The sequence below is a fragment of the Pseudohongiella acticola genome (genome assembly GCF_001758195.1).
Lineage (GTDB): Bacteria > Pseudomonadota > Gammaproteobacteria > Pseudomonadales > Pseudohongiellaceae > Pseudohongiella > Pseudohongiella acticola.
Map to the genome: position 1 here is coordinate 2477333 of NZ_MASR01000001.1, position 22178 is coordinate 2499510.

Genomic DNA, 22178 nt, shown 5'->3' on the forward strand with positions numbered 1-22178 from the left:
GTTTATCACCCAAAGGAAAATTACAATGCGAAAACATTCTCTTTCTCTGTCGATCGCAATGACCATGGCCGTGTCCTCGGCTACCTTGATGTCTCCTGTATTTGCTCAGGACGGCCCGCCCACCAATGAATACTGGTGGCCCAATCAGCTGAGCCTGGAACCGCTTCGTGCAACGGCTGCCTCTGCCAACCCGCAGGGCGTTGATTTTGATTATGCGGCGGCATTCTCCGCACTGGATCTGGAGGCCGTGAAGCGCGACCTGGTTGATGTCATGACCACATCTCAGGACTGGTGGCCGGCCGACTACGGTCATTATGGCCCTTTCTTCATTCGCATGGCGTGGCACAGTGCGGGCACCTACCGCATGACTGACGGCCGTGGCGGTTCTGACGGTGGTATGCAGCGCTTTGCGCCGCTGAACAGCTGGCCTGACAACGCCAACCTGGATAAGGCGCAACGACTGCTGTGGCCGGTCAAGGCCAAGTACGGTAACAGCATTTCCTGGGCTGACCTGATTGTGCTTGCCGGTACCGTTGCCATGGAAGATATGGGATTTGAGACCATCGGTTTTGCTGGCGGCCGGACGGATGCGTGGGAACCGGAAGAGGTTAACTGGGGTCCTGAAGGCGAATGGCTCGCCGATGACCGTCGCACCGACTCAGGTGACCTGGCGGGCGATGTGGGCGCAAGCCAGATGGGCCTGATCTACGTCAACCCGGAAGGTCCAGGCGGCAACCCGGATCCACTGGCAGCGGCCGAAGAGATTCGCCGCACCTTCGGTCGAATGGCTATGAATGATGAAGAGACCGTGGCACTGATCGCCGGTGGCCATACCTTTGGTAAAGCACATGGCGCCTCGCGGCCAGACGGCAATGTGGGCGCTGAACCGGCCGCCGCTGCTATTGAAGAGCAGGGTCTTGGCTGGCAGAACAGCTACGGTAGCGGTAATGGTGCAGACACCATCACCAGTGGCCTTGAAGGCGCGTGGACAGTAGACCCGGCCGCGTGGACGCACAATTACCTGGAAAACCTGTACGGATTCGAATGGGTGCAGAGCCGCAGTCCGGCAGGCGCCATTCAATGGATTCCTGCCGATGGGGCAGCTGCCAATCTGGTACCCGACGCACATGATGCATCCAAGCGTCATGCGCCGATCATGTTTACCACCGACCTGGCACTGAAAGAGGATCCTGCCTACCGTGAAATCACTCAGCGTTGGCTGGAGAACCCGGAAGAGTTTGAGGTAGCGTTTGCCAAGGCCTGGTTTAAACTGACTCACCGCGACATGGGGCCAACTTCACGTTATCTGGGTAACCTGGCGCCGCAAGAAGAGATGATCTGGCAGGACCCGGTGCCGGCAGTGGATCATACACTGGTGAACGACGTCGATGTGACTGCACTTAAAGCCGACATTCTTGAATCCGGCCTGAGCACGGCGGAACTGGTCAGAACGGCCTGGGCGTCTGCGTCAACATTCCGTGGTACTGATATGCGTGGCGGTGCCAACGGCGCGCGCATCCGCATGGCTCCGCAGAATCAGTGGGCAGTTAACCAGCCTGATGAACTGGCGCGTGTGCTTGATGTCCTCGAAGGGATACAAAGCGATTTTAATGGCGCGCAGTCCGGTGACAAGCGAATCTCGCTGGCGGACATGATTGTGCTGGGCGGGGCCGCTGCCATCGAACAGGCCGCACAACGTGCCGGCAATAATGTGTCAATTGAATTTGTTCCCGGACGCACAGACGCAACCCCGGCCCAGACCGAAGTAGCATCCTTTGCTGTGCTCGAACCCAAGGCAGATGGTTTTCGCAACTACATCGAAGCAGGGCATCCGCGATCGCCAGCCGAAGCACTCATCGAGCGTGCTGCCCTGTTGGGGCTATCGGTTCCCGAAATGACAGCGCTGGTGGGTGGCATGCGAGTACTGGATGCCAACGCGGGTGGCATCGATCACGGCGTGTTCACCGACCAGCCCGGCGCATTGAGCAATGACTTCTTTGTTAACCTGGTTGACATGTCAACGCTGTGGCAACAGTCTTCCAGCGAAGAGGGGGTATATGAAGGTCGTGATCGCGATACCGGTGCTCTGATGTGGACGGCAACGCCGGTTGATCTAATCTTCGGTTCCAACTCAGAGCTGCGTGCAGTGGCAGAGTATTACGCTGTCGATGACGCAGAGTCTGCCTTTGTGCAGGATTTTGCCGACGCCTGGACCAAAGTCATGCAGCTTGATCGTTACGACATAAGGTAAGCGGAAACGCGTATTAAAAAAGGCGGCTCCTTCTGGAGTCGCCTTTTTTATTACCAACCGATTCAGAGTTCCGACGTTTTTATTCAACCGACTTCAGGTAAGCCAGCATTGCCTCAGCGTGTACCTGACTGACACCAAGATCCGGCATCAAGGTATCTTTGTCCACCGTTGTAGGAAATCGGATCCACTTAATCAGGTTGTTGTCACTGTATTCCAGAAGCCCCGCGATGTAGCTTCGCTGAGTGATGCCGCCCAGGGGTGGACCTACCTGGTTTCGTGCTGCAGTCACCCCGGGTATCATGTGGCAACTGGTACAGTTGTATTGCTGCATTGCCACTCTGCCGGCGTCGATTCGGCTCAATCCTTCCATCGTAGGTAACTCGGTGGCCGATGCGATTTCTTCTGAACGACGAGGCCGGGTTTCGGTCTGCTGTGGGGACTCTTCTTGGGCCTGTACTAGATAGTTATCGTAGTCTGCGTGCGTCATGTTTGCGATCTGTTTCACCAGGGCCACCAGCTGCCACATTTCGGCCTGGTTCAGGCGGTATGCCCAGGCCGGCATGCCGGTCATCTTGATCCCCTGCTCAATGACCTCGTAAAGCTCCTGCGGGCTTCGTTTGCGCGCCAGCTCTGCGATAGCAGTGGGTGCTGGTTTCATGCCTAACGAGAAGCTGTCTGGCGCTCGACCTGGCGCGCCATGGCATTGCCGGCAGTATGTTTCGTAGTTCATCAGGCCGGCGTGCTGCCAGTCAAGCGACGTCAGATCCGGTGTATCAAAATCGCTGCGTGCCAGGATGGAACGTTCGCGAACATACTGCAATACTCGATATACGGGCTCCGAATGCTGTTGCAGCGCGGAGGTGTCATAACCGCCGTAGTAAACGTACGCGCCCGCACCGATAAAAGCGGCAATTGCCGAAACGGCGAGGAACCCTAACAGTCTTGCCGTGTACCGTCTCATTGAGCTCCTCCACTATACAGGTAGGCCGCAATGTCTTCTGCCGTTTGGGTGTCCAGACCGGTATCAGGCATGGCTGTCAGAGGATCTACCTGAGTCGGGCTCTGTAGCCACTTCACCATATTGGCAAAGGTATTGGGCAACACGCCAGCCAGATAAACGCGTTGATCGATCCCTTCTAGCGGCGGGCCGACTCGTCCGTCCGCGGACGTGATACCAGCGATGGAATGGCAACTGCCACAGCCGGCACTCTGAATGGCAAGTCTCCCGCGTTCAGCGTCACCGCGGGGCACCGATGTGATAGGGGCCGGGTCGCATCCAGCCAGAAATAATGCAAGTAGTGCTGCTGGTGCAAAAGGCCCAACTGGAATCTTGCTCAATTTTATTCGCATGTCTGCTCCCGGGTCTGCAACAACGACGCCAGCGATAATAATGCCGCGACCAGAAACACGGTGCCGGCTGGCATCCACATAATCAGCCCCCCCAGCTGCTGATCCTCCAGCGCCGAGAAACCCCAGAGCGGTGCAGACGTTTGATAAGGGGCATACCAGGCGCGCGACGAGAACGTCAGCAGCGCGCCCAGCATGGAGGCATGCAGCGCCGTGGTAAACAGATACAGGACGTTAGCTGCCGGTGCGTTCTGCCTGGGTTTGAGTAATGCGAACCAGAAAACCAGCGCAATCAGCATAAAACTGGTGTGCTGGAGTGTATGCATCAGCTCGCTACGCAAGCCGGCATTGAACAGCGCCGGTATGTGCCAGACCCAAAGTCCAACAGCGTGGATGAGCCATGCGTTGAGCGGCGCTCCGAGCCAGGCTAGCCAACGTGCACCGCCGGTGTTTCGAAGGAAGGCGCCCAGTGCCAGCGCACCTGCTCGCGGCATGCCACGGACAAGATTGGCAGAAGGGCGGCTGGCAACCAGTAAAGGCGCTGCGCCGAGCATCATCAATTCATGCTGAATCATGTGGACGGAGAATAACGCGTCGCCCATCGGGTCGATGGGAGGTGATAGCGCAATCACCAGCAATGCCCAGCCCAGCCAGAACCAGGTTTGTTGGCGCACCTGTTGCGCCGACAGGTCGGCACCCATACGCTGACCGCGCCAATACAGGCAGGCGATTAGCAATAACAGTGCGGTTGTCAACGGATCGGGTATCCAGAAGTAGACACCTGTGCCGTCGCCGAAAGTGTGGCTGTATGAGGCCGATGGGGCTATTGCCACCAATGTTGCGAGCGCCGCCCTCCTGGTAGTGGCACCAGTACTTGCAGGAAGTCCTAGATACATGGCGGCACCATTATGACTGGCAATGTCTGCATCAATATCGTGGCTATCATGAATACGCCAAGTACCGCGCCGGAGGTCGCAATGAAAAGCCCACGATGCGCCTCCGTTCTGTTCAGAATGATTCGGCGGTTCCAATAGCAGAACAGGGTGCCGGTGAATGCGGCCACTAATGTCAGCAAGGTAACGGCGCTGAGCGCCCATACTGCTACGGCATCCCCCATGCGTGTAAACTGGTAGCAATACAGCTCCACCAGCCCATAGCTGACGGCCAAATGCAGGGCCCATGCCAGTGCCGGTACGAAGGCACTGAGCCATAGCCGACGGTTACTCACGGCGTGCCTGTATGAGGGGGCAGGTGACATGATACTTACCCTCCTGCCGTATACGTTAGTCGTGGCACCCAATACAGGATCAGGTAAAAAGGAATCCAGGCCAGGGCAACAAAATTCCAGTACAGTGTATCCACTACCACGCCAATTCTCTGGGTGCTGCTAAAAAATCCCATCATGCCCAGAATGGCAACCACGGCGGTGCCAATAGCGGCAGAAACGACGTGAAGAAAATGAAAGCCAGAGATGGTCCAGACCAGTGAGCCGTAAACGTGCTGATCCAGGCTGAACTCAAAATCCTGAAACTGTTGCCAACGAATAACCAGAACCACGCACGCCAGCGCCACCGATGCGACGGTATATAGAACAAACGCAGTAACCTGACCCTTGTTCAGCGTTCTCCCTGCCATATACATGGTGACACAGCTGATCAACAGAAGAACCAGCGACACTGTTGGTAGCATCAGTTCGGGCACCGGATAGTCTGCCGGTGGCCACTGCGGATTGCTCATCAAAAGATAGAAGTAGCTGATAACAAACGCGGCCACCACGCTCATTTCGATCAATACCAGGCCAACAATGCCCCACCAGATGGGCGCATCGGTGCCACTGTGGAACCGGCTAAGATCAGTAGCATCAATACTGAATCGTGAGTCATTCAGCTCAGTTGTAGACATACTGTTCTCCTGGCGCTGCTAACATTGATCGTGTGACTGGTCGTATGATTGCTCGCCATCCAGCCACGGTTTTTTTGGCCATAACCAGCCAACAATCATGAAAAAGCTCAGCGCAAACCCTACAACAAAAAGCCAGGGTTCAAACATGAAGCCCAGAAACCCAAAACCCACCGCCAGCGACAGCAGGAACGGCCAGATGCTTGGGTTCGGCATAATCAGCACGCTCTGGGCACGCGCTTCCAGAAGCGTGGTTACTAACAACTCACGCCGGTCTGCGCGCAATCCGGCGACACATTCAAGCCTGTCGGCGTCCGATTGATCCCATAAAGGAGTTCTGCTGGATACCACCGGCAGGTGGCGGAAGTTGTAGTTCTGCGGCGGCGAGGTGGTGGCCCATTCCAGAGTCTCGGCCTGCCAGGGATTGGAGCCGGCCAGGTCACCACGTGAACGACTGATCACGGCATTAATCAGGGTCAACAGAAAACCGGTGCCGAGCACAAACGCGGCAAGGGTTATGGCAAAGTTCAGGTCCTGCCAGCCCATGTCTGCCAGGTAGGTATACACCCGACGCGGCATGCCCTCAAAACCGAGCTGATGCATGGGGAAAAAGGTCAGGTTGGTACCGATGAAAATCAGGGCAAAGCTCCACCGGCCCAGGCGTTCTGACATCAGTCGCCCGGTCATTTTTGGGTACCAGTAATACAGCCCGGCAAAGAACGGAAAAACTGCCCCGCCTATGAGTACATAATGCAGGTGAGCGACTACAAAGTAGCTGTCATGAACCTGACTGTCGAATGGAATGGAGGCGACCATCACACCGGTCAGGCCGCCAATAACAAAAATGGCAAAGAATCCGAGAATGAATAACATGGGCGTGGCGAATCGAATACGGGCGCCCCACAAGGATGCGATCCAGCAAAAAACCTGCACACCCGTGGGTATGGCAATCATGGCGCTGGCGGCGGTAAAAAAGCTTAACCCAAGGTGCGGCAGGCCAGTGGTAAACATATGGTGAACCCACAGGCCAAACGAGACAAACCCGGTTGCCACCAGCGATAACACCAGTGCGGTGTAGCCAAAGATCGGGCGTTGGGTGAAGGTGGCGATGATGCTGGAAATGATGCCCAGCGCGGGCACCATGATGATGTAGACTTCCGGGTGCCCGAAGAACCAGAACAGGTGTTGCCATAGCAGCGGATCGCCGCCGCCGGCGGCAACAAAAAACTGGGTAAAGAAAGCACGGTCGAGCGCAAGCAGAACGCTGCCTGCCATCACCGTGGGCATGGCAAATACGATCATAAACGACATCACCAGAATCGCCCATACAAACAGCGGCATGCGGCTTAGCGTCATGCCCGGTGCCCGCTGTTTAAGTATGGTGACAATGAGCTCGACGGCTGCCGCAAGTGCCGAGATTTCAATGAAGGTAATCATGGTGGTCCAGAAGTCCATGCCCCGGCCTTCGGAAAACGCGATATTGGCCAACGGCACATAACTGAACCAGCCAGCCGCAGGTGCCATGCCCAGAAACAGGGAGGTATACAGCGCGATACCGGCAATCAGGTAGACGTAGTAACCAAAAGCATTGAGACGGGGAAAACTCATGTCTCGGGTGCCGATCATCAATGGTGCCAGGTAGATGCCCAGCCCCTCCATCGCCGGAACCGCGAAAAAGAACATCATAGTGGTGCCGTGCATGGTGAACAGCTGGTTGTAAAGATCCGGGCCCAACAAAGTATTTTCCGGGCTGATCAATTGCAGTCGCATAATCAGCGCCAATACGCCGGCCAGCGCAAAAAACACCAAAGAGGTAACCACAAAACGGTACCCGATCTGCCGGTGGTTTACATGAGTGAACCAGTTCAGGACCCCAGGGGGTGATTCCCAGGTGCGCGACAGCAGTTGCGTCGATGCCGGGTCATGATCGTATGTTGCGGTGCTCTGCAAGTCAGTGTCTCCCTGTCAGCTAACTGAGCGACATGGCGCTTATTAGGTCAGACCCGATTCAGTCAAGTGAGTCCAGAAATACTAAAAGATGATCCAGTTCTTGCGGACTAAGTAGCGTGCGAGGCATGTTATTGCCCGGCTTGATGCGCTGCGGATCGCTTATCCAGCCAGCCAGATGTCCGCGCTTGTTTGGCAATGTGGCGGCGGCGAGTGTGCTTCTGGAGGCAACATGAGTCAAATCGGGGCCTAGGTTGCCAATGGCATTGGTGCCGCGTATGCGATGACACTGGCCGCAATTCTGCTCAAAAACGGCCAGCCCATTTTGCGCGGCTTCAGTTTCCGGTGCGCTGGCAGGGCTGGCCTGTCTCTGCAGCCAATTGGCAAATTCAGCCTCTGGTTGTGCGATCACAACAAACGCCATCAGAGCGTGTTGAAGGCCACAAAACTCGGCACACTGGCCGCGGAATTCGCCTGTCTCCGTTGCGGTAAACCAGCTGTTGTTGGTTTTGCCGGGCACCATGTCGGTCTTGCCCTGCAGTCTGGGCACCCAGAAACTGTGTATGACATCACCCGATTCCAGTTCCACGGCCACCGGTCGATCGACCGGAACATGCATTTCATTGGCTGTCGTAGCGACGACCTCGCCGTTGTCGTCCAGATATTCGATTTCCCACCACCACATCCAGCCTGTCACCCTGACCTGCAACGCGTCGGGCGGAGGGGTGGACGCGATGCTGCGACCCAGCATCAGGCTGCCGCCTACCAGAGCTGACAGTACAAGAGCGGGAATCGCCACACCAGCGACCAGTACAAAGCGCATGCTGGCGGTGCTGCTGAGCACTGAGGGGCGTCGTCGACCGCTCAACAGTCCCCAGGCAAGCAGTGCCATGACGGCGGTAAAAATAATGACGCTGGCCCAGAACATGATCCACCACAGCAGTTCGATGTCCTGAGCCTGAGAACTTGCAGGGTGTAGCGCGGATTGTGACAGTGAAGTGTCAGTGGAGAGTTGGGCGAGGGCGCCTGACGATAGCGCGCACAATAACACCAGCCAGAGACCAGCGTGTGAGATCTGGTGTACCGGATTGATTCTGTTAGTCAGCATCCTGCCAATAAACTGATTCACTGTTTCCATTCCAGCCACAGCGACGCATTTTACACAGCCGCAGCTTCTCGGGTGCATGATTCACTGTCTTAAAGATAACGCTTGAGAGGCTGATTGTCTAATCACAGCATGACGCGTCTATGACTGGTGGTGGCCCGATTCAGGGAACAGGCGTTTCCTCGGTGTTCTGTTGCGCGCGTTGCAGCGGAGCGTAGTCTTCCACAATCGAGTCAACCACCGCGCGGAATGTCGGGGAGTAGTTTTGTCGGGTCGCGGCCCAGTTCAGTCGCACCGTTTCATTGCTCATGGTCGCTCGCCAACGCGTCAGCCTGGGATCGAACTCTTCACGATCGAACAGACCTTGCTGGTACTGGTAATAAGAGTTTTCCCATTCGCGCCACACGCCTGCCAGGAAATAAGCATGCATGATGCGTTCCCCCGGTTCCAACGGCAAATCGGCGTTGACCTTGGCGATGGTATTGCTAAGGTCAGCCTCTGTAGCGACCCATTCGGAGAACATCATCTGTTTTTCGGAGATGGAATCGCGTGTCTGCGATTTCATCATTTCCGTGTTCTGACGGATTTCCACGCCAAGAAACAGAATGCCCATAATCACGGCTATGCTGGTCGCCAGATTGAGCCAGTTGGTTACTTTGATGCTCATATTATCGTTGCCGCCTAAGCTCTATTACCGGAATTCCCGAAATTATAAAGCATCGGAGGCCTACTGTGCCGCTACGGTTGGCGCGGAGGGATTGATTGGTCAAGCTTTGACCGGTGTTTCTCGATTATACGCAAATTGCGTGTGTTGGATTTCCAGAAGAAGTCAAAGGCATCGCCGACCAGAGGGATGGCGCCAAGCGTGGTATCAATCAGGATGTTGCCACCCATCCTGATTAAAGCACTCTTGGGCAGGCCTTCCCGGTGGGCTTCGCGCAACAGCCATAAAGAAACCAGGCCGGTAGCGGCATCCCCAACTCCCGGGATGAGACCGACAATGCCGTCCAGTCCGATGCGAAAGCCTCCGGGAAGGCGCACGCTTGAGTCCATCAATCGGCTGAGGGATTCAGCGCTGGAGCGGGAATCTGATGACATGGCTACTGCTCCGGGAATTCAGAAAAATCATCTGTTGGCATTGGTGATGACAGCCAGTTGTTGTCAGCTTATCTGATCGAGCGCGCGCCGGATATTCTCTCGGTCAGTTGGGCGGACCAGCCGGGCTATCTCCTGACCGTCGCGCATGAAGATCAGCGTAGGCCACAACTTGACGTTATGAAGTCGACCCAGGCGTCGGCCTTTGCCATCTTCGATTTTGAGATGCTGAACGGACGCGTGATCAGCAAAAGCGCTGGTAATCAGCGGCTGAGCAGCCTGGCAATGGCCACACCAGTTGGTGCCAAATTCAAGAACCAGCGGCCCTGACGTCTGCTCAATGTCGTCAGGTTCAGGGGCGCTGGCGTTGTATTGCGGGGTTGATGTCATTTCTGCGTCAGCCTGCTTTTGATGACTTTGGTCCCATCAGCAGCCAGAAAATGAAACCGAGTACGGGCAGGAACAGCAGAAAAAGGATCCATAACAATTTAGCCATGCCTCCCGCTGAACTTTGCGCTACCTGAAGTACCGCCCAGATAACGATCAATAACCAGATCAGACCCAGAATACCTGTAATTTCAATACCCATCGCTTCCATCCTCCTGATGTAAAGTCATTGTGACTGATGTTTCAGGTTACTGCAGGATCGTGACAATAACAATATTCTCCTGATTGCCCGTATCGTGCATCGACATTGATCATACAGACAGGATCTGCGACAGCTAGATAGAATCTGCAGTTTCCACCGCAAACTTGAAGTCACCCAGATGGCGCAGTTTCACATTAAAGGTTTCCAGGCCTACTTTGACCTGCGGCAGGATCAGGACGTCATTGGCCCCGTCAAAGTAGGAGGGAATGGCATTGGGATCATCCGACGTGTTTTCGTCTGCGCTCGCCAGGAAAAAATTAAGATTCCCAGTGTGTTTTAGCGTGACAGAAAAATTCTGACTGCCGACATAGACCTTGGGGATTGTGACGAGTTCGTTGCTACCATCAAAGATGTTTCCCGAGGACTGAATATCTGCCAGGGAATTCACCGTTGTCATGCCAGTGGCATTGGTATTGATAAAGCTGAACAGTGCTGAAATGCTTGCGTAGACACCCGGTGATCCAGGTGTTCCACAATTGGCGGTTTCACTGCCACCGAAACTGGTGATGCCAATTTGCATGGCGCCCTGGGCAAGATTGACAAAGAGTGGACCACCACTGTCGCCCTGGCAGGTGTCAGATGTATCAAGATTTGAAAAACTGCCAGCGCAAAACATGTTGGAAGTGATCAGCCCTTCATGAGCCGCGTTGCAGGCCGCGGTTGTGGTGCTGAGCAGTTGTGTCTGCAGCAGGCTGTCGGAGGCCACCGTGCCGTCGCCAACTGTAGCCCCCCACCCTGCGACCACTGTTTGCAGGTGCGCTGGCAGGGCACCGGTATATAGTTGAACAGGTGTCAGGCTGACTGCAGAACTGAGCTCAATAAGCGCGATATCATAATCATTGGAATTGGCGCTGGTAGCGGGGTCGGGTCGGTAGTCGGGGTGGACAATCACGCGCTTGGCACCACGTTCAATTGCGCGGGCCTCGATCTCAACAATGTTATTGGAATTCAGTGTCACTGTGGTCAGCGAGGCGGGGTCGTCGGCGACGGCATCTCCGGCCTGATTCAGGAAACAGTGTGCTGCGGTCAATACCCAATCAGGGGCAATCAGACTACCACCGCAGCCACCGCCGTTGTCACTGTCCTTGCCGCCCTGTATGAATATACTCGCCATCCATGGGTAAGTTGCCGTCGATGCAGGTTTGCCATTGATGATCCGGCTTTGCTGCTGAGCATGTCCATTAAGGGAGACAACAGAGGAACAGAATAGTAGGGCAACTGCCAGGTACGTTGGTTTCATAGGTCTTGTCTCCCTGCCGGCGGCAGTGCGTAAGGAATGTTAGTAAAATAGGCCAGAATTAATGGGTGGTGATCTATAGTCCTCCATTAATGTTAAGCCGGTCAATAAAACTCTGGTGATATTGTGGATTTAGTTCCAGATACTGACCACTTTAATCGCAGGATTCACCCCGTCCAACTTTTTACTGCTGCCCTCTAGTTGCTCCCGTGTGTAGAGTAGGCATATGGAATCGACATCAATTCATGGCAAAGGAGAGAGTTATGCGTCAAACAAAGAAGAGTCACTGGGGCGAGAAAAGCGTGATCGCCTTGTTTATGTTGCTCGTCGGCCAGGTTGCACTGGCAGCTGATGTGCTGGGAGTGGCATGTGAAACGCCGCCGCCGGCGCATTGCGCGGATGGCGATTGTGCTGCAAAAACAGGGGCGCCCGGCAATGTGACTGAACCTGAAAGTGGTCGCCAGTATTACCTGGACTACCCGTGTGATCTGCAGCCGGGCGAGGATGTGATGTTCGTCCTCAATATTCACGGTGCAGGCTCCATTGCCAACTGGCAGCGCCACTATTTTCCGGTTATGGATTACAAGGAAGAATACAGGCTGGTGGTGGCAACACCCAGCGCAGCCGGCTCGGCCTCGATGGGCGGCGGCAATGGCGTGCGCGTGTGGACACCGCAAACAGATGATGCCTACCTGCAGGCAATTACCGAGCAGGTTACCGAGGCCTTTGGTGCAGAAAACATCAAATCCTTCTGGCTGGCGGGTCATAGCCAGGGCGGAATGACCTCTCGCCGACTGGTGTGCAGCGAATTTTTTGCTGACAAAGTTGACGGCATGCTCAGTCTGTCAGGCGGGCGTATTGGTCAGGCGCCATTTGTTGACAGCTTCGGGCCACATCTGGCCGATGGTTCACCACCACCGTCAAGGCCGCGTGGTAGTGCTGAAGAAACCTTGCCGGATTGCAACTTCTCTCATATTTTTGCCATCGGTGAATATGAGATTGAGAACCTGCCGGATGAGTCGCCCTGGGCCGAGCGCTACCAGTGCGAGGCGCGAGAGCACAGCCAGGTGGTTGATACCCGCCCGGGCTGGGTCTATGACACCGGTCGTGCCGGTTATCGGGTCTGGGGTCGCGAAGCTGCGCCGGGTACGGCAGATGTTTACACCTATCCTGCGTGCAGCAATGGCCGCGTGGTGGCGGATGTGGTACGTCTGGACAAAGGGCATACGGAAGGTCTCGAACCCGAGGTCACGCAACGTATACTGGACTTGATGGCATCGGCTGAGGGCGGCAAATTGCAAGCCAGCGCGGATTGATGAAACCTGACCAATGCCGGGCAACTTATGTTTGACCCGGCGTGCCGAATAGGGTATCCCTGCGAGTCGTCTTTTAGCGATAAGAGCTGTCGAGTGACTCGTGGAAACCGGTGATCTGTTAGCAACTCTACTCAGTTGTACGTTTTTCATGGCACTGGTGGCCTGGATCTCATACATCAAAACCCGCGGTGAGGTCAGTACCCAGGACGGTTATTTCCTGGCCGGCCGCGGGCTGGGCGCCATTTTCATTGCCGGCTCCCTGCTGCTGACTAATCTGTCAGCAGAGCAGCTCATCGGCCTTAACGGCTCCGCATACGGTTTCAATCTCAGCAGCATGGCCTGGGAGGTTACCGCTGCGTTTGCCACCATCTGCATGGCTTTCATCTTCCTGCCACGCTACCTGGCCGGTGCTTTCAGTACGCTGCCGGAATTCCTCAACAACCGTTTTGACGACGGCGTTCGCCGCCTTTCAGTAATCCTGTTTATGGTCGGTTACGGGCTGGTGACAATACCATCCGTGCTCTACGCCGGTTCCATTGCGGTAATGCAGTTGTTTGATGTGCCGGGTCTGCTGGGTATCAGTTACAGTCAATCGTTGTTGTTAACAATTTTTGCCATTGGCCTGACGGGTAGTCTCTATGCGGTATTTGGCGGCCTGAAAGCGGTTGCCATATCCGATACGCTCAATGGTGCTGGCCTGATGATTATCGGTATCGCGGTGCCAGTGCTGGGTCTGGCGGCGCTGGGCGACGGCAGTGTCAGTGCCGGCCTGACCACAATCACCAGCACTGATACTGAAAAGCTCAATGCCATTGGTGGGCCAGGTGATCCGACGCCATTCGGGACCCTGTTCACCGGCATGGTGCTGGCCAATCTGTTCTACTGGTGCACCAATCAGTATGTCATCCAGCGCACGCTGGGCGCGAGGAACCTGGCGGAAGGGCAGAAAGGCGTGCTGTTTACCGGCTTTTTTAAAGTCATGGTGCCGTTCCTGATGATGATCCCGGGCGTTATCGCCTATCATCTGTACGGGCCCGGTCTAAGCACTATCGATCTGGCGTATCCGAGACTGGTACGTGATGTGCTGCCGGTTTACGCCTCCGGGTTTTTCCTGGCAGTGCTGCTGGGTGCCGTGTTCAGTTCCTTTAATTCGCTGTTGAACAGCGCCGCGACCCTGTTCTGCCTGGATGTTTACGCGCCTCTTAAGAAACAGCCGGTGGATGACAGGACCATGCTGCGCGTTGCCAGAATAGCCAGCATTGTCATTGCCCTGTTTTCCTTCTCGGTGGCGCCGCTGTTGCAGTATGCCCCGGAAGGGCTGTGGCAACTGATCCGCATGTTTACCGGCTTCTACAATATCCCGGTAATCGCCGTGGTGATTGTGGGCCTGTTTACGACCCGGGTGCCCGCACTGGGAGCCAAGATCGCGATTGTGTTTCATGTGATTGCCTACGGCCTGTTGCGCTTTGTATTTGATGACGACGTGACTATTCACTTTCTGCATGTTTACGCGATACTGTTTGTCATTGAGGTGACGATCATGCTGGTAACTGGCTGGCTGCGCCCGCGCAGCGAGGACTGGTCGTATCAACCCCGGCAACTGCTGGATCTGACGCCGTGGCGTTTCGCGGTACCCTGTGCGGTAACCCTGATATCCTGTGTGGTGGCGCTGTATCTGCTGTTCTCGCCGATAGGTCTGGTGGGCGGGCTCAGTGCGGCGTTCTGGCCGTCGCTGGTGCTGCTGATGTTGGTCAACCTTGGCATCTGGGCACGACAGATGGTCAAAACGCCGCACCACGCGTCAACGCTGTCCTGAATGATTTTTAACAGAATACGGTTTTTGGTATGAGCAAAGCACGGCTACGATTTTTTGAAAACTCGGTGAATCAGCGGCATATTACAGAGGCTGACCGTTATCTATACAGTCAGGAGAAGCCGCGTTACAACCTGGTAGTGATTGGCACCGGCACCATGGGGCAGGAGCATATGCGCGTGGCTGTGCTGCTGGGCCGGGCCAGGGTGCTAGGCATCTTCGACACGCAACCGGAGAGCATGGATGCCGCCATTGATGCTCATGCCGCGCTTTGCAACGATACGCCAAGGCGCTACGCCGATCTGGAATCAGCCTGTAACGATCCGGATGCTGATGTGTTGATGATCTGCACTCCGAATTTCACCCATCTGGCGATTCTGAAAGTGGCAATGGCCAGCGGCAAACCCATATTTCTTGAGAAACCAATGGCCACCACCATGGCCGATGCTGTGGCATTACGGGACGCCGTTGAAAGCCACAGTGCATTTGTGCAGATTGGACTGCAGTACCGCTACAAGGCGCAGTACCGAGAGGCATTCCATGAAGCCAGGAGTCGCTGCAGCCTGGGCCGGATACATACCATCAGCATGAGTGAATACCGCCCGCCATTTCTGGACAAGGTTGGTCAATGGAATAAATACAACAGCAATACCGGCGGTACCCTGGTGGAAAAATGTTGTCACTATTTCGATCTGATTAACCTGATGGCCGAATCCAGGGCAATTCGGGTTTATGCCAGTGGTGGACGGGCTGTCAATTTTCTGGATTTTGAAAAACACGGCGCGCATTCCGATATTGACGACCATGCCTTTGTCTGTATCGATTATGCCAATGGAATCCGGGCAAGCTTTACCTTGAATATGTTCTGCCCTGACTTCTCCGAAGAGATGATCGTTGTCGGCGAAAAAGGAAGATTACTGACGAACGAGCGTTTCGACTTTCATGCGCAGGCGCCAACGCAGGCTTCAATACAGGTTGAGCTGGGAGAGAACGGCGCGTCGCGACGTACCGGGCTTTCCTACCCGGCGTTAATTGAACAAAGTGGTCATCATGGCGCTACCTATTTTGAACATATCGCTCTGATGGATCAGCTGGACGGCAAGGCAGTAGAATGTGCCACCGTAGAGCAGGGGCTGTGGTCGATGATTGTCGCCAGCGCTGCGCAACATTCCATCGCAACAGGTCAGGCGGTAAGTATTGATGATTTCTTACAGGGTCAGCAACCGCCGGTCAGGCTGTAACGTAAACTTATAATAATTTTCTGGATAAAGCATGAGCGAAAATATTAGCGTAAAACAGGACGCGATGCCCGCAGTGGGCTTCGGTCTGTGGAAAATAGACAAGAGCGACACAGCCGGTATGGTCTGCCAGGCTATCAAGGCAGGCTACCGTCACCTGGATAGCGCTGCCGACTATGGCAATGAAGCTGAAGTCGGCGATGGCATTCGCCAGGCGATTGAACAGGGTTTGTGCACGCGACAGGATTTATGGCTGACGTCAAAATTATGGAATACCTTTCATCGTCCGGAGCATGTACGAGAGGCATGCGAAAAAACGCTGGCCGACCTGGGTGTTGATTATCTGGATCTGTATCTGGTGCATTTTCCCATCGCATTAAAGTATGTGCCGATTGGGGAGCGGTATCCGCCGGAGTGGATATTTAACCCGGATGATGACAACCCAGAGATGGTGGTCGATCCGGTGCCACTGTCTGAAACCTGGCGCGCGATGGAAGCGCTGGTGCAGGCAGGACTGGTTCGCAACATCGGTGTTTGCAACTACAATAGCGCCCTGCTGCATGATCTGATGGCTTATGCCAGCATAAAGCCCGCCATGCTGCAGATCGAGTCACATCCCTATTTGACACAGGCGCGGCTGGTGCGGCTTGCGCAGAGCTACGAGCTGGCAGTCACGGCGTTCTCGCCACTGGGCGCAGGCTCCTATGTTGAACTGGAAATGGCCAGTCAACAGGAATCCGTGTTGGGTCAGTCGGTGGTGCTGGATATTGCCAGGCGCGTACAGCGTACGCCGGCCCAGGTTGTGCTGCGCTGGGGTGTTCAGCGCGGCACGGCTGTGATTCCAAAAACATCCCGCGTCGAACGTCTGGCGGAAAATCTGGCGATATTTGACTTCGAGCTCAGCGACGACGATATGGTCGCCATTTCGGAGCTGAACAGGAATCGCCGGTTCAATGATCCGGGTACATTCTGCGAGCAGGCCTTCGGCCGTTTTTACCCCATATATGATTGAGGTGGATGTGAAATCTGATATTAACCATGCGTCATTGACAGTTGATACTGTTGCAATGGAGAAACAGCAGTTTTGTCCTGAGGCTTTCCCGCTGATTTATGCGGTGCAGGCCGCTGCAGGGGACAACAAGAGCCTGGATGCCGTGGCTGCCTGGGTGCAGGTCAATCTGAGTGAGTTGAAGAAAAAACTTACCGAGCATGGCGCCATTCTGTTTCGGGGTTTTCCCGTGGTCACGGACCATGATTTTGATGCGTTTATTCGGTTGTTTGGCATGCAAAACTTCACTTACACCGACTCGCTTTCCAATGCCGTCCGGAGAAACCGGACGGAGCGCGTGTTTACAGCAAATGAGGCGCCGCCCGATATCGCGATCTATCTGCATCATGAGATGGCACAAACCCCGGTCTACCCAGAGGCGTTGTTTTTCTTTTGTGAGCAGGCTGCTGCTAAGGGCGGTGCAACGCCGTTATGCCGCTCTGATGTACTGCTGGAGAATATGGAAGAAGAGTTGCCGGCGTTTGTTGAAGCCTGTGAGCAGAAAGGCGTCAAATATACCAATACAATGCCGGACGAAGAGGATCTGCAGTCGGGTCAGGGCCGTAGCTGGCGCAGCACCCTGAATGCATCAGATAAATCTGCTGCTGAAGCGAAGTTGCAGAGCCTGGGTTACCAATGGCAGTGGTTGCCAGGAGATGACCTTCGTGTAACGACGCCGGTATTGCCGGCGGTTCGCAAACTGGATGACGGCCGGCGAGTATTTTTTAATCAGCTGATTGCTGCGTTCCAGGGTTGGCAGGATAAGCGCAACGTGGCACAAAAGTCGATCTGCTTTGGCGACGGCAGCGTGATAGATACGAAAGCGATGGCACGGGTTATTGATCTTGCGGAAAACTATTCCTTTGACCTGGACTGGCAGACGGGCGATGTTGCACTGGTTGATAACTCTCTGGTCATGCACGGGCGAAGGCCGTTTCAGGGCGAGCGCCGGGTGTTGGCGTCATTGTTGAATTTCTGACTGACGCTCCCCTGCCAATATGCCCGGCAAGGCGTAGTTTCCTTCATGGCATGCGTATTCATAGACCCGATCTGCCGAGCGGTTCATATGCAGAATGCCTTTGATGGGTTCGACAAAGGTGTCGGGGTCGTTAATGGTAAATTCGTAAACCAGGGCACCGTTCTGGTTCAGGTGAAATCGCTCCTCCAATTGCATATTCTCCGCGCTTCCCCAGGCAGCGTAAGGCTGCGATAGACTTGCCATTTTTTCGGTAAAATTTCGCGTCTGGACAATCAGAGTGTCGCCTTGCCAGTGTCCGCGCGAGACGCCCATCCATTGCCTAAGGTCAGCATTCGGAAAAGGGATATCAAATAAGGGGATGATGCGCGCATCATGAATCATTTCGGTGACAATCAGCACATGATCTTTGAACTGCAGCAGCTGCATATTGTTGTTGTATTTGCTGGGCAGCATGGGTGGCCCGGTATTGAAACCGGTCAGGCAGCGCTCCGAAAGGCCGCGGTCTTCGGGGCCATCTTTGCTGATGCCGCCGAGCAGAAAGCGGGCCGGTCGTTCACTCGGGATATCGTCGCGGGACGAGCTACGCTGCAGCACGGCGCCCGGCGCCAATGCCGGGATGCGGCCATCGGCTGGGCTGACAATGATTGATGTGCGCAAATTGTCACCCACACCGTCACCCCATTCGTCCCAGAAGTCGTTGTAGCTGATATTGAGGCCGTTGGGCCCCTGTTCGAAGCCAGCATCACGCCTGTCGAGTATATTCTGGACGAATTCTGTTGCTTCCTCCCTGGACATAAATTCCCTGTCGGCCTGCTCGGGCGGACGTTGTAAAGGTGTCAACGTGCCGAAGCTCCAGACGCCCTGAATATCAGGCTGACCAAACGCATTGCGCTCAATAGCTGGTGCATTCTGGGATAGCAGCTGAGGTGTCGTGACCAGTACCGCAATCACTGTAAGCATGCGTATGGCTGTGATACGGCGACGGTGCGGCGATTGCTTCAAGCGCTCTACTCCCGTGGGTCAGAAACCTGATCTGGTCTTGTTGCATGATCGGGGTAATGCAGGTTGCAGTAAATGTAGCTTGAGGTGTTTCGAATGTCCAGTACAGTCCTTTGTAAATCAGTTTACGATAAATTACATGAACCATGATTTTAGTATTATCCTGCTGCTTAAGCGGCACCCCATAGGGTGCGTGGGTTTATAATGTCTGTGGGGCACCAGGTCGATCAGCTATGTGTAGTGGGAAAACTGATTCTGAACCAGATTCAACAAATGTCTGGCTTTTGACGCCTACCGTGGACAGGAGTATAAGTTGAAGTCAGTATTGAACATGTGACATTCGGAATAAGAACAATCGAGGAAAACGCAATGACTTCGCCAACACAATCTGACGTCCCTCTGATAGAGCTTGATTTGCCGCTTGAGCGTGATGTCTTTCTGCGCTCTATGCTGCGCGAGCTGTCAGGTTCGTTGCAGGATATTGTGGGTCTCGACGAGGCGTCCGGTTTTATCAGTCTTGTCGGTCAGCGCATAGGGGATCAGTTGAATGAAGATTACCGAACCGCGCTGGGTGTGTCGAAATTAACCCGGAATCAGGTGGCAGAGGTACTGGTTGACCTCAAACGGCGTATTAACGGCGGCTTTTCCATCGAAGAAGTGAATGATGATCACATAGTGCTCACCAACACCCACTGTCCATTTGCTGAAAAAGTGGCGGGGCGGCCTGCATTGTGCATGATGACATCCAATGTATTCGGCAGCATCACAGCTGACAATCTCGGCTACGCGCGAGTAGACCTGCAGGAGACCATCGCTGACGGCGCGCCGGGCTGTCGGGTGGTCATTCACCTGAAGCTCACGCAGGACAAAGTAGCAGCGGGGAGAGAGTACTTTCGAGGATGAGCGATACAATGCCCGACGTTCCCTTCCTCGCCGCTGCTGAGTGGCTACCGGATGCACTGATGATCATCACCAGTGACGGTTCCATCGTTGGCGCCAACCGCGCCGCGCGGCAGTTGCTGGGTACTTCATCGGACGCTGAGCACGACAGGTCACTGTTGCAGTCAATCGGCGGTGACCGGGAAGCGGTGCTCAAATATCTGACAGCAGGATCACGCACACGCCAGCCTCTGCCCGGCTTGATCTCGCTGATTGATGAGTCGGGCCGGTCGCGTCAGCTTCGATCAACAGTAAGCGTTCTGCAACCGGCGACGCAAACCTCCCTGGCCATGCTCTTGTTGCAGTTGCGAGACAGGGAAAGTACGCCAACCCAGTTCAAAAAGCTTACCGAGCAAGTGGCGCAGGTCACCGCTTCCCTGCACCGGCAACAGCAGGCCGAAGAAGAGCGACGTCATCTCGAAATCCAGATGCTGCAAACTCAGAAGCTGGAAAGCCTGGGTGTGCTGGCAGGCGGTATCGCACATGATTTTAATAACCTGCTAACAAGCGTGATCGGCTACTCCGAGCTGGCGCGAGCGCAGCTGCCCGCCAGTTCTGCGGTTGGTGGCTTTATCGACGAGGCAGTAGAGGGTGCGCGCCGTGCGGCAGAGCTCACGCAACAGATGCTGGCCTATTCGGGGAAGGGCAAGTTGATGGTAGAGCCGGTACAGCTATCGGTGTTGGTAACCGAGATTACCCGGCTACTTGAAGTGTCCATCTCCAAGAAGTGTGTGATGCGGTTTGACCTTATGGAAGACCTTCCGGCGTGCATGGTCGACGCAACGCAAATTCGGCAGGTGGTCATGAACCTGATCATCAATGCGTCTGATGCAATTGGTGAGCGCAGCGGTGTGATCTCGGTGACCACCGGCGCAGCGTGGTGTGATCAGAAGTATCTGACAGAGACTTTCATCAATGATTCGATACCCGAAGGTCTTTATGTGCATCTGGAGGTTTCCGATACCGGCGTTGGTATGACCGCTGAAACCCGGGCTCGGATCTTCGATCCGTTCTTTACCACCAAGTTCACCGGTCGCGGTCTGGGGCTTGCCGCAGTGCTTGGTATCGTGCGTGGTCACAACGGTGCGATGCGCGTGTACAGCGAAGTTGGCAACGGCACTACCTTCAAAGTGTTATTACCAGCAGTACCGAATGCAGAAACGGTTCAACCGGCGTCAACCGCCGAACAGGCGCACTGGACCGGTCGCGGGTCAGTTCTGGTGGTCGACGACGAAGAAAGTATTCGTGCGCTTACCCAGCAAATGCTGCAGCAAATGGGGTTTGACGTGACAACAGCGAGTAATGGGCGAGAGGGCGTGGACGTATTTCGTGACATGGCCGCCAGTAATCCGCTGGTACTACTGGACCTGACGATGCCACAGCTTGACGGCACCGCAGCATTCGCCCAGCTTCGTCAGATCCGCCCCGATGTGCGAGTCATCCTGATGAGCGGTTATGGTGAGCAAACAATAGACACCAAGTTTGCCGGCAAAGGACTGGCCGGATTTCTGCAAAAGCCGTTTCGCCTGAGTGAACTACGCGAACTGGTCAGTTCAATCGTGGACTGCGAATAGCGGTGAACTGAAAAGGCGTTACACAGCCAGAATCAGTCGTCCTGCCAGAGCTCCTCAAGGCGTTCGTCACGGCCGCAATTCCACCGGTAAAATTTGTACCTAAGCGAACGCTCCTGATAGTAGTTCTGATGGTAGCCTTCAGCCCTGTAAAAGTCGTCTGCCTGCGCTGCCACGATCTCTGTGACAATCGGGCCCGGCAGGTCAGCCTGACTATCAAGTCTTTCGCGGGACGCTTCTGCCAACCGCTGTTGTTCATCATTGTGATAAAAAATTGCGCTACGATACTGACTGCCGCGATCACAGAACTGACCGCCAGCATCCAGTGGATCGATATTGCGCCAAAACACTGTCAGCAACTGCTCGTAGCTGACCTGTTCAGGATTGTACTCAACCTGAACCGCCTCTGCATGCCCGGTTCCACCCGACGAAACCTGTTCGTAACTGGGGTTCTGGATCGAACCGCCGATATAACCGGAGGTGGTCGACAGGACGCCTTCCAGTTTGTCGTAGGGCGGCTCCATGCACCAGAAACAGCCGCCAGCAAAGGTTGCTACCGCGGTCTGTGAAGGCTGCGATTGAGCGCTCTGCGCATGCACGGCCGACGTTCCGGCCAGTAGCAGTATAAGCACCAGGGGCATTGTCAGTTGAGTTCGACTAAAGATATTCATGCGATTTAACCTTATAATGTGGCTCTGGCCAATTCATGCAAAAAGATCGCTTCATACAAACATATGAGCCCTTT

General features: G+C 55.0%; 22 protein-coding genes. 8 read left to right on the forward strand and 14 right to left on the reverse strand.

Translation table 11 applies throughout. The annotated features are described in order from the left end of the window. Positions 1-88: 88 nt before the first annotated feature. Positions 89-2251 (forward strand): catalase/peroxidase HPI, encoded by a 2163-nt coding sequence (gene katG / locus PHACT_RS10710; RefSeq protein ID WP_317622282.1) that lies wholly within the window; start codon positions 89-91, stop codon positions 2249-2251. Positions 2252-2330: 79 nt separating this feature from the next. Here katG and PHACT_RS10715 read toward each other — a convergent pair whose 3' ends face one another. The 12 genes from PHACT_RS10715 to PHACT_RS10770 all read right to left on the reverse strand — a co-directional run bounded on the left by PHACT_RS10715 (position 2331) and on the right by PHACT_RS10770 (position 11533). Further along, positions 2331-3212: a c-type cytochrome gene (locus PHACT_RS10715; protein WP_070117763.1), complete on the reverse strand. Its 882-nt coding sequence runs from the start codon at positions 3210-3212 to the stop codon at positions 2331-2333. After that, entirely contained in the window at positions 3209-3601 is a 393-nt protein-coding gene (locus PHACT_RS10720) for a c-type cytochrome (RefSeq protein WP_070117764.1), read from the reverse strand. Before PHACT_RS10720 ends, PHACT_RS10715 begins: the two co-directional genes overlap by 4 nt. After that, positions 3592-4431: a cytochrome c oxidase assembly protein gene (locus tag PHACT_RS10725; protein ID WP_169819442.1), complete on the reverse strand. Its 840-nt coding sequence runs from the start codon at positions 4429-4431 to the stop codon at positions 3592-3594. Before PHACT_RS10725 ends, PHACT_RS10720 begins: the two co-directional genes overlap by 10 nt. Positions 4432-4484: 53 nt before the next feature. Further along, positions 4485-4856 (reverse strand): hypothetical protein, encoded by a 372-nt coding sequence (locus PHACT_RS16350; RefSeq protein WP_070117766.1) that lies wholly within the window; start codon positions 4854-4856, stop codon positions 4485-4487. A 5-nt stretch (positions 4857-4861) separates the two neighbouring features. Next, positions 4862-5500, reverse strand: coding sequence for a cytochrome c oxidase subunit 3 (locus PHACT_RS10735; RefSeq protein ID WP_070117767.1), 639 nt, complete (start codon positions 5498-5500; stop codon positions 4862-4864). An 18-nt stretch (positions 5501-5518) separates the two neighbouring features. Beyond that, positions 5519-7447: a cytochrome c oxidase subunit I gene (gene ctaD / locus PHACT_RS10740; RefSeq protein ID WP_070117768.1), complete on the reverse strand. Its 1929-nt coding sequence runs from the start codon at positions 7445-7447 to the stop codon at positions 5519-5521. A gap of 58 nt (positions 7448-7505) precedes the next feature. Then, complete coding sequence (coxB, locus tag PHACT_RS10745; RefSeq protein WP_169819443.1) at positions 7506-8573, reverse strand: cytochrome c oxidase subunit II; 1068 nt, start codon at positions 8571-8573, stop codon at positions 7506-7508. Between the two features lie 139 nt (positions 8574-8712). Next, positions 8713-9216, reverse strand: coding sequence for a hypothetical protein (locus tag PHACT_RS10750; RefSeq protein WP_070117769.1), 504 nt, complete (start codon positions 9214-9216; stop codon positions 8713-8715). A 71-nt stretch (positions 9217-9287) separates the two neighbouring features. Next, positions 9288-9647 carry a DUF4112 domain-containing protein gene (locus PHACT_RS10755; RefSeq protein WP_070117770.1) on the reverse strand — a complete coding sequence of 120 codons (360 nt, stop codon included), beginning with the start codon at positions 9645-9647 and terminating at the stop codon, positions 9288-9290. Between the two features lie 63 nt (positions 9648-9710). After that, a complete protein-coding gene (locus PHACT_RS10760; protein ID WP_070117771.1) occupies positions 9711-10034 on the reverse strand; it encodes a thioredoxin family protein in 324 nt (107 codons plus the stop codon). A gap of 7 nt (positions 10035-10041) precedes the next feature. Further along, complete coding sequence (locus PHACT_RS10765) at positions 10042-10242, reverse strand: PLDc N-terminal domain-containing protein (protein ID WP_317622262.1); 201 nt, start codon at positions 10240-10242, stop codon at positions 10042-10044. A gap of 124 nt (positions 10243-10366) precedes the next feature. Beyond that, a complete protein-coding gene (locus PHACT_RS10770) occupies positions 10367-11533 on the reverse strand; it encodes a S1 family peptidase (RefSeq protein WP_083264518.1) in 1167 nt (388 codons plus the stop codon). A gap of 260 nt (positions 11534-11793) precedes the next feature. On the opposite strand from PHACT_RS10770, the gene PHACT_RS10775 reads away from it, so the two are divergent. The 5 genes from PHACT_RS10775 to PHACT_RS10795 all read left to right on the forward strand — a co-directional run bounded on the left by PHACT_RS10775 (position 11794) and on the right by PHACT_RS10795 (position 17924). Continuing rightward, positions 11794-12846 (forward strand): hypothetical protein, encoded by a 1053-nt coding sequence (locus PHACT_RS10775; RefSeq protein ID WP_070117774.1) that lies wholly within the window; start codon positions 11794-11796, stop codon positions 12844-12846. Positions 12847-12946: 100 nt separating this feature from the next. Beyond that, positions 12947-14662: a solute:sodium symporter family transporter gene (locus PHACT_RS10780; RefSeq protein ID WP_083264519.1), complete on the forward strand. Its 1716-nt coding sequence runs from the start codon at positions 12947-12949 to the stop codon at positions 14660-14662. Positions 14663-14691: 29 nt separating this feature from the next. After that, on the forward strand, positions 14692-15900 hold the full coding sequence (locus PHACT_RS10785; protein WP_070117776.1) for a Gfo/Idh/MocA family protein: 1209 nt from the start codon (positions 14692-14694) through the stop codon (positions 15898-15900). A gap of 31 nt (positions 15901-15931) precedes the next feature. Further along, positions 15932-16909, forward strand: a complete 978-nt coding sequence (locus PHACT_RS10790) for an aldo/keto reductase (RefSeq protein ID WP_245730706.1) — start codon at positions 15932-15934, stop codon at positions 16907-16909. A 7-nt stretch (positions 16910-16916) separates the two neighbouring features. Beyond that, positions 16917-17924: a TauD/TfdA family dioxygenase gene (locus tag PHACT_RS10795; RefSeq protein ID WP_245730708.1), complete on the forward strand. Its 1008-nt coding sequence runs from the start codon at positions 16917-16919 to the stop codon at positions 17922-17924. Here the strand turns inward: PHACT_RS10795 and PHACT_RS10800 are convergent. Then, positions 17907-18926 (reverse strand): hypothetical protein, encoded by a 1020-nt coding sequence (locus PHACT_RS10800; RefSeq protein WP_139141508.1) that lies wholly within the window; start codon positions 18924-18926, stop codon positions 17907-17909. The genes PHACT_RS10795 and PHACT_RS10800 overlap by 18 nt on opposite strands. Before the next feature lie 366 nt (positions 18927-19292). Here PHACT_RS10800 and PHACT_RS10805 point away from each other — a divergent pair, with 366 nt between their 5' ends. Both PHACT_RS10805 and PHACT_RS10810 read left to right on the forward strand, forming a co-directional pair. Beyond that, complete coding sequence (locus PHACT_RS10805; protein ID WP_070117778.1) at positions 19293-19826, forward strand: methanogen output domain 1-containing protein; 534 nt, start codon at positions 19293-19295, stop codon at positions 19824-19826. Beyond that, positions 19823-21436, forward strand: coding sequence for a hybrid sensor histidine kinase/response regulator (locus tag PHACT_RS10810; protein ID WP_070117779.1), 1614 nt, complete (start codon positions 19823-19825; stop codon positions 21434-21436). Before PHACT_RS10805 ends, PHACT_RS10810 begins: the two co-directional genes overlap by 4 nt. A gap of 32 nt (positions 21437-21468) precedes the next feature. Here PHACT_RS10810 and msrA read toward each other — a convergent pair whose 3' ends face one another. Beyond that, positions 21469-22104: a peptide-methionine (S)-S-oxide reductase MsrA gene (gene msrA / locus PHACT_RS10815; protein ID WP_070117780.1), complete on the reverse strand. Its 636-nt coding sequence runs from the start codon at positions 22102-22104 to the stop codon at positions 21469-21471. Positions 22105-22178 lie beyond the last annotated feature (74 nt).